This is a genomic window from Microbulbifer echini (assembly GCF_041447225.1).
In the GTDB taxonomy this organism is placed as follows: Bacteria; Pseudomonadota; Gammaproteobacteria; order Pseudomonadales; family Cellvibrionaceae; genus Microbulbifer; species Microbulbifer echini.
Genome location: NZ_JBGMEL010000002.1, coordinates 349,608 through 364,119 on the forward strand (window position 1 = coordinate 349,608; position 14,512 = coordinate 364,119).

Sequence of the window (14,512 nt, forward strand, 5' to 3'; positions counted from 1 at the left end):
TTTAACAATAGTTTCGAAAAGGACCTTTTCATTGTGATTAATATCGACTTGAAGCGGCTAGTGGACACTATGACTCCACATATGCGTGACTCTCTTGAGGGTGCTGCAGGCCTTTGCCTGGCACAGAATCAATATAATGTTGAGCTTGAGCATTGGCTATTAAAATTATTGGACCAGTCAGATACAGATCTTTATCACTTATTGGAAAAGCACGACTGCAATCCAGCGAATTTTGCCAAACAGCTTGCGACTTCTATCGCTGGATTTCGCTCAGGCAGTAGCCGTCCACCGGCATTGTCACCAACCATTGTGGAGTCGTCCAAGAATGCTTGGATGCTCGCATCTATAGATTATGGGCACCGTGCTATTAGCTCGGGGCATTTTCTGGCTGCTCTGTTATTGGAAGAAACCTCTCGTCGGCAGATTTTTGAGTCGTGCCCAGAACTTAAAAATATTGCGCCTGAGTCGATTCGTGAGACTGCTCGAGCCATGTTTGGGCAGAGTGCAGAGTCGAACCATATCGGGGCCGCAGCAGCAACAAGTGAGGGGGCAGCCGCAGTAGCTGCTGCAGCCAGTAAGGCGCCTGCGCTGGACAAGTACACGATTAATCTCACCGAGAGAGCCAAGAAGGGTGAGATAGATCCTGTGCTCGGTCGGGATGAGGAAATTCGTCAATGCATCGATATTCTTACTCGCCGTCGCCAGAACAACCCTATTTTAACTGGAGAAGCGGGTGTCGGTAAAACAGCGGTGGTGGAGGGATTTGCTCTACGAATTGCTAGCGGTGATGTTCCAGGGCCCCTTCGTGGCGTTGCTGTGCGCACCCTGGATTTGGGGTTATTGCAGGCAGGGGCCAGTGTAAAAGGCGAGTTTGAAAACCGTCTGAAATCAGTAATTCAAGAGGTTAAAGCTTCACCAACGCCCATCATTTTATTTATTGATGAGGCGCACACCATGATTGGCGCTGGCGGCAAGGAAGGGCAGGGTGATGCAGCAAACCTGCTCAAACCCGCTCTAGCCCGAGGCGAATTACGCACCTTGGCAGCGACAACCTGGGCGGAATATAAGAAGTACTTTGAGCGAGACCCTGCGTTGACTCGGCGCTTCCAAGTGGTAAAAGTGGAAGAACCCTCGGAGGCAAATGCCATTGATATGATGCGTGGCATAGCGACCACTCTAGAAGAGCATCATAGGGTGCGAATTCTCGATGAGGCGGTTATCGCTTCGGTTAAATTGTCACACCGTTATATTCCAGGCCGTCAGCTGCCAGATAAGTCTGTTAGCCTGCTCGATACGGCCTGTGCACGGGTTGCACTAAGTCAATCCGCAACTCCTGGTGCAATTGAAGATGCTCGAATCAATATTGATCGGACCAATACCACGCTGGGAAAATTAGAGCGTGAAAATGCAGCGATGGGCGAACACGAAGAGCAGCTGGCTGAATTGAGAGCATTTAAGCAAGTTGAGGAAGAGCGCTTGGACGCTTTGGAGCAGCAGCTCATTAAAGAAAATGAACTAATTGATAAGGTTCAAGAAGTTCGTGCTCAAATCGACACTGAGTTTGTAAGCGCAAAAAGTGAGCAAGGAGAGATCGATTCAGCATTGCTGTCTGATTATCGGCAGCAACTACAAAGCCTTTCAGTGGAGCTTGAGGCAATTCAAGGTGATACGCCACTGATGCAGCCCGCAGTAGATGAACAAGCTATCGCTGCCGTCGTCGCTAATTGGACAGGTATACCTGTAGGGAAAATGGTTAGCGATGAAATTGTTGCGGTCAAGACATTAGCACAACGCTTAAACAAGCGTGTTATTGGACAGCCTCACGCAATAGAGGCTGTAGCGCAAGCGATACGGACTTCAAGGGCCGGTCTTACCGACCCCAGAAAGCCTGTCGGTGTTTTTATGTTCTGCGGAACCAGTGGTGTAGGTAAAACTGAGACGGCTTTAGCTTTGGCTGATGAGTTATTCGGTGGGGAACAAAATATCACCACGATTAACATGGCTGAATTTAAGGAGGAACATAAAGTTTCTATGCTACTCGGCTCCCCTCCAGGCTATGTTGGTTATGGTGAGGGAGGGGTTCTCACTGAGGCTGCACGTCGTAAGCCTTACTCTGTAATCCTATTGGATGAAATGGAAAAGGCGCATCCGGGTGTACAAGATATCTTTTATAACCTGTTTGATAAGGGCACCATTAAAGATGGTGAAGGGCGCGATATCGACTTTAAGAATACCGTGATCATTATGACTTCCAATGCGGGTGAGGATGCCATCAGGGCTATTTTCAACCAAGTGGAAGAAAAACCTGAACCCGAAGTATTATTGGATAATATTCGTCCACACCTGTTGCAGAAATTCAAACCGGCATTCCTTGGTAGGGCTAATGTTATGGCCTACTACCCACTGGATGATGAAAATCTGGTAGAAATATGCAAAATTAATATGCGCAAAATTGAGAAGCGTGTGCGTGAACATTATGGTGCCTCTTTCTTATACGATGATGATGTTCTTATCAATATAGTGGCTCGCTGTCACGAGGCGGATACTGGGGCCCGCAATATTGAGGTTATTTTGAATAAAACATTATTGCCCGAACTAGCCAGTGAGTGCCTGGATAAGATGGCGAAAGGGGAAGAGGTTAAAGTGATTAGAGTTTCTTCGACAGAAGAAGGTGACTTTGCTTACAGCGTAGAATAATGCAATAAGGCAGTCCAGCAGTAAAACCAACTGTGGTTGTATTGCTGGGCTGCTAATAAATGTTGTTTAAATTTAAATTATTCCGCTAAACTAGTTTTCTCCCTCTCGTAATTTTATTGAGTAGAGAACACTATAATATTAACCGCCAATCAATACCGTAGGGCACCCGATTATAATTTTCCCTCCATGACCCGTGGTATCCCCCATACGGGCAGCAGGCTTTTTTTGTAGCATTACGGTAGTGCTGCCCATAGCTACAGTATCTGGAGGCCCCACACAAGTGCAGGTACTGCCGACAGTGGCAGAAGGCATACCGCCGATAATGACGGTTGGTGCTCCGGGGCTTAGAATTGGTCCGCCAACATGAGGCACCGTGCCTGTCACCATTGGACAGACATGCATATCGGTAATACGTGAAGCGGGCTTGCCCATTATTTACTCCTCCATTCTCCCGTTGCCGCCACGAGCCAAATCCATCCCCTGCTTCATATAGCGATCAAACTGCTTGCTGGGATCAACAGGATCGGATAACACCGCAGCTAAAGTGACACTGCCGGCAACCGCATGTGCATACAAGTGCTCGGGAGGTTCGACGACAGGTTCACCTTCTGCGGCAAGACTTCCGTGGCACCAACTCGCTGCCGTTGCGGCCCAGCTCGCAGGCGTTTTGTGCTTGGTTTTATCGCCCAGTATTTTACATTTTAGGCGTGTTTCCTCATTGGGCTTTTTAGCCCAACTTTCGGCCGCTATTAGCGCGCTAACATTGTCTTCATCTGTTTCTGGGCTTTGTATATCTCGAGCTACTAGACAGGCCCACCATACGGCTTCCCGTTTGGGCAGGCCGTGGGCAAGTAGTTTAATCGCATCAGGGTAGAGGCCTGCTTCAACCAATTGATTGATGCTAACCTCCGGTGCTGTGTCCAGTACTAAGTGCTCTTCAGCTTCTTCGCTGACTTCAAAATTCTTAAGAAGATCAGCAGCAGTCAGTGCTTGAACTTTAATCAGATCGGTCATCTATTTCTGAGTCCCATCAATTGATCATGGTAACGCCACCTTTTAGGGTGAGCATACCGCCGCCTTTAACTTCAGCAGTTGCATCCCCTTTACAGGAAAGCATTGTTCCTTTGATGGTTATTCCTGCTGGAGTTAGCTTGATACTGCTGCCTCCAACCTTCAATTCGATAGAGGCTTTCGAGGAAATCTTAATAGCGCCCATGGCGTCGGTTGTCTGGGTGCCTTTACTAATTTTTAGTGTGTGATTTCCCGATCCAATGGTGACAACTTGATTGCCTTTATTGACATTGAGCTTTTGATCACCCTTGGCAATAGTGACAACCTCACTACCATCAGTAACCGTAATACTCCGATCCTGTTTGATCTCTAGGGTTTGTTTATTTTCAATCTTACCGGACTGGTCATTATGGACAACAAAGTTGTGATCTTTACCAGCTTCCATATAAATTTCTTCGTTTCCACCTTTGTCATCGAACCTGAGTTCGTTGAACGTGCTGCCTTCGAATTCAGTCTTCCAGCCACTTTGTGTAGCCGTGTAATTGGGGCCGGGATTATCTCCATTATAAACGGCTCCGGTAATCAATGGCCGATCGGGATCTCCATTGATGTAAGTAACGACCACTTCCTGATTGACCCTGGGGACGAAATTGGCTCCCCAATTTTTACCGGCAAATGATTGCATAACCCGCACCCAGCAGCTATTTTGCTGAGAATTCCATGGAAATTTTACTTTGAGCTGAGTGTAAGGGTCCTGAGAGCTATCTGAGGCCGTTGCCTTTACCTCTATAACTCGAGCTACTTGAGGAGAGTGAATCTTTTTTGCACACACGTTGGGTTGTGGACGTGGCATGACAGCCGAAGGGATACAGCTAAATGTATTGTGAAAATGCGTTTCAACACCATTGCCATCCGCAGCAGAAAGATGCACAGAGCTAATAAGATATTTTCCCTTCTCTGAGGACAGGGTGTGATCAAAATTAAAACGTCCACCAGCGGTAAAGGATGGACAGTCACTGCGACCATGGCTCACATCAAAAAGCGCTTCTTGTGCTTCCATGGCACGTTCCGCTAGAGCCTTATGGTAACTGTCGGTAAATTTATGCTTGTGTTCACCATCAGCTTGGAAATGGTTTAGGCCATAGAGACCACGCATATAGTTAGTAACATCGTTAAGCTGGCTCGTGGTTTTTACTTGCTGCTTATTATCTTTGCTCGCGGTGTACTCGCTATAGTCTTTTAGCTCAAAGCCCCCACCGTGGTAATTGAAGTTGCGCCTCCAACTACTTATCGTATTCTTGGTGGGGTGGCTGCCTCCACCATCGTACTCAATATTTGCACTATCACAATCGTAAAAGTCTTGTGGGTCGTCACAGAGGACAAGCTCATGTTGACCAGCAGAGTGCTTAAAATAGTAGGCGATACCTTCTTCTGACATGAGACGATTAATAAATTCAAAATCGTTTTCATCGAACTGAACGCAGTACTCGCGAGTAATATATTCAGCATTAAGCTTTAAGGTAAGCTTAATAACCCGACTATATTCACCTAGTACTTCTTCTAGAATTTGCTTGGCAGATTTGTTTTCAAAGACCCTATTGCTGCCGCCCAGGCTGGTGAACCATAAACCTGGTTGTAAAATCGCACTATAGCTTCGCACGCCCTCTGCATTGACGTCATGCAGGGAAAATTGCGTTACGTAACCATTAATGTGACGTGGTACCTCTGAGTGATGAATTGATAAAGTAACCGGCTTACCGACAATATCCTTTTGCTCGATAGCGTGATCATCTGAGAGAAGTTGAACTTCATAGCGAAAAAGCTTCGATATATGCTCTTCGCCTTGCAAGGTCGTAGCAATTAGCGCATCTATGCCAACCGGGCTATCGACCGTAATCATTCGTTTATCTTGATTTAGTGTAGCCATGGGCAGCCCCAACTATCCCTACGGTGCCTGAAAGAAATGAGAAACTAGCAGATTTACAGATCTTTAGCTGAGAACTCATAAAGCACTTAGCTAAAGACCTGGGGAGGTAGCTCACAGATACTCTGTAAGCCACCTTTAACCCGAAGGAGGTTAGGCCTATTACAGCGGAGTGGCTGTAGTGAGGTCGTATCCAACACGCATGTTTTTCGGGTTCTTGTTGCTCTTGTCCGCGTGGTTGAGGTCGGCCTCAATTTTGGCAAAGCTCAGGGAAATAGATTCCTGCGGAGCACCACCAGCGGAAGCGCCAATGCTGTAAGAAGAGATCAGCACGTTTTCCAGATTGTATACTGCGTACTTCTCTACAGAGTTAGCACCGGTTTGTACAACGTGGATCTCAACAGGTACGCCTTCGTCACCAGTGACGGAAGCCTTGAACAGACCGCCGGATGCCGCGTCAATACGCTTGGTGAAAGTAACTTCGCTCAGGCTTGGACGGGTAGCTTCACGGTTGGAGGTGGCACCGGCTTCCATGGTAATGCCACGACCAACACCAAAGTTGAAGCTGTCTACTTCGATCCAGTCTTCATAGCCCTTGGCAGTAACGTTGCCTTTAGTGGATAGTTTGTTGAAGTTCATGTAGATAGCCATGGGAAATCCCTCTTTGTTGGCTTGAGATGTTGGTGGTTAATTCCTTACTCCCGCTTTAGTGCGGTAGCTCAGACGGTGTCGCAGTGACAACTGAGGTGATTTAAACAGAGAGAAATGCAAAAAAAAACTGAATTTTCACCTTATTAAATCGACTCTGGCACCAATTAATCGAAGGTAAAGTCTGTTTGTTGCAAGTATGCCGTCTACAAATATTCGACTCTGGCACTAATTAATTTTCGATAGACATTACGATTTATTACACTTCAAGAACACCATTATTTCATCTGAAAACCTAGAATGGCTAACGATTCCACTTTAATCAAAACTATTTGATTATGTATCTGGTGCCAGGGAATCTCTTCTGTAAGTTCGTGTAATTGCCTGTGTTAAGTGTAAGTTCCCCTATTGGTCCTGTAATTGCCGTGTTGTTTGTTCCATAGGTCCTGTACTCAAATTTGTTCGTCTATTGCTTCATTGTTGGCTATTGGGCTGTTCGATATACTTTGCCCCTTATTTAACTTACCAGCCTGTCTGTAGCATTAATTTGTTATGGTCTTTACAAGTGTCGTATAGCTTTGCCATGGAGGCGGAATTGAACGATAAGACACGTATTGTTCGGCCGAGCGGCAATCCGCCCGGCCCAGATCAATCTAAGCAAGGACTGACAGATGATGGTGATGTAACTGTCGTCGTCCACCAAGATTCGACCGGAAAAAACGACCACCCGCGTGTTCGTGGAGCTCAAGCGATTCTGCCATCTGCTGCAGCTGGCTTTGATGCCGACGCTACGGTGTTTAATCCGGCACCCCGCAAGAAGGCCAGACAAAATAAGATCCGCGGTCAGCTTTCTGGCGGAATCCCTGCAAATCCCTTGGATACCCCGGATTCCTTTGAACCGCTACCTTCTGGTGCTGTGACCAAAACCGTGATCAAGGGCCGATTTGAGCTGGATAAGCTTCTCGGGGTTGGCGGGATGGGAGCGGTCTACAAAGCCCTTGACCGCCGCAAACTGGAGGCCAATGACAGCGAGCCCTACGTGGCAATTAAGCTGTTGAATGACGATTTCCAGAAACATCCGGATGCCTTTATCTCCCTGCAACGGGAAGCGCGAAAATCTCAAACGCTCGCCCATCCCAATATTGTAACGGTCTACGATTTCGACCGCGATGGCGATAGGGTCTTCATGACCATGGAGTTCCTTGAAGGTGCTCCGCTTGACAAGCTTTTGCGCGAACACGCCGATGTGGGTCTTGAACCCGAAAGAGCTCGATCAGTTTTTTCGGATATTTGCCAGGCCCTGATTTACGCGCACTCTCATAAAATCGTCCACTCAGACTTCAAGCCCGGCAATATTTTTGTAACCAGTAAAAAGGGGACAAAGGTCTTCGACTTTGGTATTGCCCGAGCAGTGTCAGAGGGTGGGATTGCGAATAAAACAGGTGAGACAACCCTCTTTGATGCTGGCAGCTTGGGGGCCCTGACTCCAGCTTATGCCAGCTATGAAATGCTTAAGGGGGGCGAGCCAGCGCCTTCAGACGATGTCTACGCACTGGGTTGTGTGGCCTATGAGCTGTTTTGTGGCCGCCATCCTTATGACAAGGTTCCGGCCGATAAGGCTCTAGAGAAAAAATTAAAACCCAAACGCATCAAGGCCTTAAACCGTCGCGAGTGGAGAGCGCTTGAAGCTGCCCTGGAGCTCAAACGAGAAGAGCGTACCGATACCGTCGAAAAATTCGTCCAGGCATTTTTTGTCAGCAATACCTGGAAGTGGGTTTTGGGTGGTGCTTTCGCGATGATGTTGGTAGCTGGAGGCGTGGGCTATGGCCACCTAGAACAGCAGAACACCGCGGAGCAGGAGAGGGTAAAAGTAGAGTTGGAGCAAAAACTGCAGCATGAGCTGCTACAGCGGAGAATTAGCGATAAGAAGGAAGCAATTAGCCGTTTATTAGCCCTAAGTATCCTCACGCCGGCCTGGGAGAAAGACCTCCGACTTGAGTTAAAGGAGTACTCGGAACTTAATCCCAGCGATGAGACGTTTCTCGATACCTCCCGCCGTGAGATTTCTGAACTCTTTTTAGCGGCCGCTACAGGCCAGTTAAATTTGGGTAACTTGGATCAAGCTGACTCAATGCTCGAAAGTGCTGCCAGCTGGTATGGCGTATCCAATCAAGCGGCTGCGATTAAATCCCAGTTAGATACTGATCGGGAAAACTTACGCGCTCGCCTGGAAGCCGAACGCCTGGAAGCTGAGCGCGAAGCAGAGCGTATTCGTTTGGCAGAAGAGAGAGCAGAGCGCCGCCGTCTGGCCTCCATTAAGAATAAGCAAGTTGATACCGTGTTGGCCAATATGGAAGCCGCCCTTACCTGTGGCTTTGATATGAATATCGCCACAGTGGGGGCCCAGCTTTCACAACTGGCAAAGCTGGATAGCGTTAAAGCCAGGAAGATTCGTCCGGTTGTAGGTGAGGAGCTGAATACATGTGCCACCAAGCTGGGAGCAGAAGACCCGGTAAGGACTGAAGCGTTGGTCGATGAATTCAGGGCACTTCTCCCCGGTTACCAGCCTCTCAAAGAGTTCAAACTCGATTTTTGTGGCCACCTAGCGCCAGGTAGTGGCGGAAGGGGGGATCGATACAGCTGCCGGGATCGTCTTGTCGATGGTACCAAGGGGCCGGCTCTCGTGGTTATCAGAGGGGTGAGTGGCAGGCCTCTGGCAGTGGGTAAGTATGAAGTGAGCAAGCGCGATTTCGAATATTTTTGTAGTGCCACCAAACAATGTGGACATCTTGATATTGCTGCTGGAGAGTTACCTGCTAACGGTTTAACACTCAAAGATGCAGAAGAATACCTCAGCTGGTTATCTGATGAGACTGGTTACACTTATCGCCTTCCTTCAGAACAGGAGTGGTTTGCTGCTGCCAGTGCGAATGGCCAGGAAGAGGTGGCCGATAGAAATTGCCATTTAAAGTATGGTGGTATCGAGAAAGGTGCCGAGCTAGTGCCTGCACATGATGGTTCCGTAAACCGGTTTGGGTTGGTCAATGCTGTGGGTAATGTCCAGGAGTGGGCGCTAGGGACTGAAGGAGAGCTGCTCGCACTCGGTGGTAACCGCCAGGATCCCATGAGCCGTTGTCTCGCAACCACCAAACGACTTCATAATGGGCTCGCAGATCCATTGACAGGTTTTCGCATTGTAAGAGATGTGAACTAATAATTGATAAGCCGGCTCTTGCCAATAATAAGATTTGGGCTGGCACAATAAATAAAATTTATGTGGGGGAGTTATGCTTGGGCTTAGAAAAAGTAAGTTAGCGCTGTTTGTGGGCGCAGGCTTCCTGCTTACAAACTTTCCGGTTTATGCCCAGGAGGAGGATGGATCGAGTTTTCGTAGCCGTGTTAGGCAGGCATTCGATCAGGATACGCCGACGGTCAATGAGGCAGACGTTACTAAAGACTTTTTACAGCGTACCTACGAAGCGGAAGACCCCAATCTTAATACTGAAATTCCCGAGATTTCCCAGCGCAATCAAGGACCGCGGATTACGGTAAAACAATTTAAATTCCATAGACTAGAAGAGTATCCGGAATTTGGTATTGAGCGCCAGGTTATCGAAGGGATGGCCGAAGAGCTCCGTATAAAGTTTATGCAAGAGGATAAAATTGTTGCCAGTGGTTATACCGTAGATAACCTTGAAGAACTTGCGGTATTGCTGGGTAATATGAAAGCTCAGTTTAATCCCGGTGGTCTCGGCCCTGCAGAGCTAAAGAAGCTCGTCAGCGTCATTGAGAAGCAAAATAAAGAGCGTGGCTTAAGCTACGCCGATTTAGAAGAAATCGCGGCAGAACTGACAAACTTTTATCGCCGCCAAGGCCTTTTTCTGGCTCAAGTGCAAATACCGGCTCAAGATGTGGAAGGTGGTGTGGTAACTCTTACTGTCCAAGAAGGGTTGTTAGGGCAAGTTGTAGCCGAAGATAATAATAAATATGCCTTAGATCAGCTTGCAAAACCCTTTGAGGATCAACAGGGAAAGCTGGTTAATCACGATAACATTGAGGAAGGGCTTTATCTTCTAAATGACCTTCCCGGTTTGAATGTTACCGGATATTTTAGTGCTGGTGAAAACCCCGGCGAAACCAAACTGAACTTGAAGGTACGTGACGCCAGCACTTGGAAAACGTCCTTCCGGGCTGATAACCACGGATCTGCCTATACCGGTGATCAGAGATTCTATACGACGGTAGACTGGCTAAACCCATTGGGAGTCGGTGATGCCCTGACTATTGGTTACTTGAAATCAACCAACGTTACAGATTTTGATTCTGATTTTGGTTCTGATCTTGGTCAGTTAAGATATAGCCTTCCGCTATTTGGTCCGCGCACTAGGCTCCAGTTTTCTGCCGATTACAACGACTTTATTTTGCGTGATGTAGAGGATCCTGATAATCCTCTCAATGTACTCGATATTCACGGGGACAATACCAGCTACGCAATGACAATTGATCATAAATTCCGTCGCTCCAGGGATTTCAATTTCACTGGCTCATTTGGTCTTACAGAGAAGAAATCAAATTTACGAGCAATTACCAAGTTTGATGAGCCTGGTGATCATGTCTATGGTGGAGAGTTCGGTTTTTATATGGACCACTTATCCAGTGGTTCTATTTCCATGCTCAATATATTAAGTACCAGTGTGCAATACGGCGAGCATCAGAGAGATTTGGAGGAAGTGTTGCAGGCGGCACGTGGAGATCACTTTACCAAGGTTTCCTTAAATAGCAGTTCACTGCTATTTCTACCGATGCCCTTCACTAATGACCAATCCCGATTAATTTTTAAAAGCCGTGCACAACACAGCGATAACCCCTTGCCAGCTTTTGAGCAAATGTCATTGGGTGGCGCCAACGGTGTGCGAGCATTCGATGTTCGGGATTTCTCCGCTGATAGCGCAGGGCTTTTATCTGCCGAATGGTATCCAAGTTTTCCCGAAGTGGTGAATCCAATCCTATTTGGTCGGCGCTTGAACGATATGGTGCAAGTCGCCCTCTTTGCCGATGTGGGCTACGGCATTGTAAATAACTACAAAGATGGAAAAGAAGATGACTGGGCGAGGCTCGCCGGTGGTGGCCTTCTATTAAAGTTCAGTTGGAATGAATCTTTCTCCAGCAAAGTCTCCGTGGGTTGGCCTATTGAGAAAGCTTCCTCGATTGAGGGCACTGGGGAAAATATAGATCAGCCCATGGTCTACGCCGATTTTTCCATATTTTATAATTAATTATTCAGAATTCATCGATAGCTGAAGCTGACCTGACCGCTCTATGCAAGGTACCGGTATGAAAGCCAAAAAAAATACTCTTGAACTGAAAAAACTGACTTCTGCAATCAAGGTATCCCGCTTAGCGTATGCTGGCATGTTTGCCGGGCTCTTAAGCCCCCTGGCACATGCGGGCCCGGAAGGCGGTGTGGTAACTGGTGGTAGTGGCACAATCGATGTAAATGGTACCACCACCACAATCGATCAAAATACCGATCTGCTCTCTATCGACTGGGATTCGTTTAACTTAAGCGCTGAAGAGCTGGTTAAGTTCCTTCAACCAAATACTTCCTCGGTCGTACTCAACCGAATATTGGATCAGAGCGCCAGTACGATTCATGGATCTATTGAGGCCAATGGCCACGTAATTCTTGTTAATCCACGCGGAGTACTCTTTACCGAAAGTGCCACTATCAATGTCGGCGCCATTACCGCTTCCGGACTCGATATGAGCCCGGAGGACTTTATGAATGGCGATTTCACCTTTAAGGGGGAAGAGGGCTCTGCAGGCTTTGTGGTCAATAGGGGTGTTATTAATGCGGCCAGCGCCGTATTAGTCGGCAAACAGGTCACTAACGCCTCATCGGGCCTGATCAGTGCCGAATTGGTCAGCTTGGCCGCTGCCGATGAAGCGATTCTCACCTTTGATGCGGATGGCATGATCGGCTTACAAGTCACCAAAGAGGTGATGGAAAACGACCTGGGCGTTGATAGCGCCGTTTTAAATGAGGGCAATATCGATGGTGCCCAGGTTCTCCTGGAGGCTAGTGTTTCCGGTGATTTATTTACTGCGGCAGTAAATAACGAAGGCACGATCAAAGCTCAGGGAATCGATACCAGTGGAGGAAAAATCCGTTTATTTGGTTCCGGTTCCAGTGTCATCAATAGTGGCGAATTGCAAGCCGCAGGCACCACCGGTGGACAGGTGGTGATCGAAGGCGATAGCGCAGAACATAGCGGTAAAATTGATGTTCGTGGTACCGCTGGACGTGGCGGCCAGGCTATGGTCCTCGGCGAAGAAGTTCTGGTTAGTGGTGCTATTGATGCGCGCGGTACGGTCGCCGGTGGTGAGATCCTAATCGGTGGGGATTATCAAGGAAAGAATTCCAAGATTCGCAATGCCAAAAAAACCACGCTTACTGAAGATGCCCATATTGATGTCAGTGGTATAGGAGAAGGCGATGGCGGTGAGGTTATTGTTTGGGCAGATCACACCACCGAGTTTGCTGGTACTATTTTAGCTGAATCTGGTGAGCAAGGTGGTGATGGTGGCTTTGTAGAGACTTCAGGTAAGGTTTATTTGAATCTTGGCGAAGATAGTATGTATGTCTCTACTTTGAGCTATGGCCAGGGGGTTACAGGGGAGTGGTTATTAGATCCTAATTGGCTTGATATTGTTGATAATGATAGTTGTACTACTAACTGCATGCATGTTGGCACTCTGGTAACTGCATTAAGTTCTACAAACATTACTCTTCAAACTGGCGGAATTGATGGTTCCAATGGAACGGGAAGTATCTCAGGAGATATTTCTGATTGGGATAGTAGTTTTTCTGGTAACTCTAATGATTTTTCTAAAGGCATACGAATAAAAGCAGATTTAGAATGGAGTAGCGCTACCACGCTTACATTGGACTCGCATAAGGGAGTAATGATACACAAAGATGCAAGTGTAAATGCCAATGGTTTAGGTAGTCTCGTTATTGAGGCAAAAGGAGATGTGACCAATAAAGGAATTATTACTGGCCTAGCTAAATTTTCGGTTAAAACAGATGGTAATTTCACCAATTATGCGGATTCAAATAATAGTTTCTCTGGCTCGATTAGAGCTGATTCAGTAAAGGTTGATGCTGGTGGTAATATTGAAAACCAAACCTCTGGTTCACAAACGGCCTCTATAATCTCAAAGAAAATAGACTTATCAGCCGGCGGGTCATTTGTTAATGATGGGAATATAAAACTTGAATATGATGATGGATCTACTGGGGTAATAAGTTTCGATAGCTTTAGTTTGAAAGTTGGTCAGGCGGGTAGTGGTTCTGATAACACATTAGGTGATATACAGTATGCAGGCACCGCTCCATTAGATGAGGTCACTTTTACAATTTCTGGTTCTGCTGGCACAGATAAATTTACTTTGCCTGCAACAAATTACGATATTGCACTTAAGGGCAGTGAATCTTTCTCATTAGGAACTAATGGCCTAGGAGATAAACTCAGTTTTACATTTAATGAGGTTGAGGTTGTCGATGTTGGTAGTAACAGTAGCCTTACTGGCCAAACTGCTATAGCAGATAGTTTTACGGTAGAAGCAAATTCGAATGTTGTAGTTGATGGCATCACTTTTACTGGCATTGATCGTATTACCGATGAAGGCTCTGCTACTGACCCAGAAGATTCTTTAACGAGCGAAAATAATACTGATAGTTGGACCCTTACAGCTATCGATAATCAAGTTATTCACAACGGCATTACCATTACCGGTATTGAAAACCTCAGCGGCGGTAAATCGACGCTCAATGGCTACGTGAATAACGGTGGCGATGATGCTGCGGATGCCTATAAGCTGGATAGCAGCGGCAATATCACTGTCGACCGTATGATCTTTGCCGGGCTCGACCGAGTTATCGCCGCCGGCAATACCGACCGGGTGGAAGCGACCGAGGTGGCTAGCAGCCGAGCTGATCTGCTGGGCGACAAGTCCTTTGAGCTGCATGACGAAAGCAGCGGCTTTACCTTTATCACCTTCACCGGCATCGAACAGGTAGTGGGCACTGGAACCATCACCGGCACCAGCGGCAGCGACAGTTTTACCGTAGCGGATGAGAGTGGCACCACCAAGGTTCGGAGCCAAAACATCGACTTTTACGGCGTCAGCAAGGTCGATGGTGGCGATGACAGCGACACCTTGGTCGGC

Annotated in this window: 8 protein-coding genes; 4 read left to right on the forward strand and 4 right to left on the reverse strand. The window is 47.3% G+C overall.

Annotated features, from left to right (window positions below):
• Window positions 1–33 precede the first annotated feature (33 nt).
• On the forward strand, window positions 34–2,697 hold the full coding sequence (gene tssH / locus ACCI51_RS03730) for a type VI secretion system ATPase TssH (protein ID WP_371842643.1): 2,664 nt from the start codon (window positions 34–36) through the stop codon (window positions 2,695–2,697).
• Window positions 2,698–2,835: 138 nt separating this feature from the next.
• Here the strand turns inward: tssH and ACCI51_RS03735 are convergent, their stop codons facing one another.
• The 4 genes from ACCI51_RS03735 to ACCI51_RS03750 all read right to left on the reverse strand — a co-directional run bounded on the left by ACCI51_RS03735 (window position 2,836) and on the right by ACCI51_RS03750 (window position 6,283).
• Window positions 2,836–3,129 carry a PAAR domain-containing protein gene (locus ACCI51_RS03735; RefSeq protein WP_299580786.1) on the reverse strand — a complete coding sequence of 98 codons (294 nt, stop codon included), beginning with the start codon at window positions 3,127–3,129 and terminating at the stop codon, window positions 2,836–2,838.
• A 3-nt stretch (window positions 3,130–3,132) separates the two neighbouring features.
• Window positions 3,133–3,711 (reverse strand): DUF6931 family protein, encoded by a 579-nt coding sequence (locus ACCI51_RS03740; protein ID WP_371842644.1) that lies wholly within the window; start codon window positions 3,709–3,711, stop codon window positions 3,133–3,135.
• Between the two features lie 16 nt (window positions 3,712–3,727).
• Complete coding sequence (locus tag ACCI51_RS03745; protein ID WP_371842645.1) at window positions 3,728–5,635, reverse strand: type VI secretion system Vgr family protein; 1,908 nt, start codon at window positions 5,633–5,635, stop codon at window positions 3,728–3,730.
• A gap of 159 nt (window positions 5,636–5,794) precedes the next feature.
• Window positions 5,795–6,283 carry an Hcp family type VI secretion system effector gene (locus ACCI51_RS03750; RefSeq protein WP_299580794.1) on the reverse strand — a complete coding sequence of 163 codons (489 nt, stop codon included), beginning with the start codon at window positions 6,281–6,283 and terminating at the stop codon, window positions 5,795–5,797.
• Window positions 6,284–6,845: 562 nt separating this feature from the next.
• Here ACCI51_RS03750 and ACCI51_RS03755 point away from each other — a divergent pair.
• The 3 genes from ACCI51_RS03755 to ACCI51_RS03765 form a co-directional block, all read left to right on the forward strand.
• Window positions 6,846–9,494, forward strand: a complete 2,649-nt coding sequence (locus tag ACCI51_RS03755; RefSeq protein ID WP_299580798.1) for a bifunctional serine/threonine-protein kinase/formylglycine-generating enzyme family protein — start codon at window positions 6,846–6,848, stop codon at window positions 9,492–9,494.
• Between the two features lie 73 nt (window positions 9,495–9,567).
• Window positions 9,568–11,556, forward strand: a complete 1,989-nt coding sequence (locus ACCI51_RS03760; protein WP_299580801.1) for a ShlB/FhaC/HecB family hemolysin secretion/activation protein — start codon at window positions 9,568–9,570, stop codon at window positions 11,554–11,556.
• Between the two features lie 58 nt (window positions 11,557–11,614).
• Window positions 11,615–14,512 (forward strand): two-partner secretion domain-containing protein (locus ACCI51_RS03765; protein ID WP_371842646.1); only part of this gene is annotated, 2,898 nt, incomplete at its 3' end.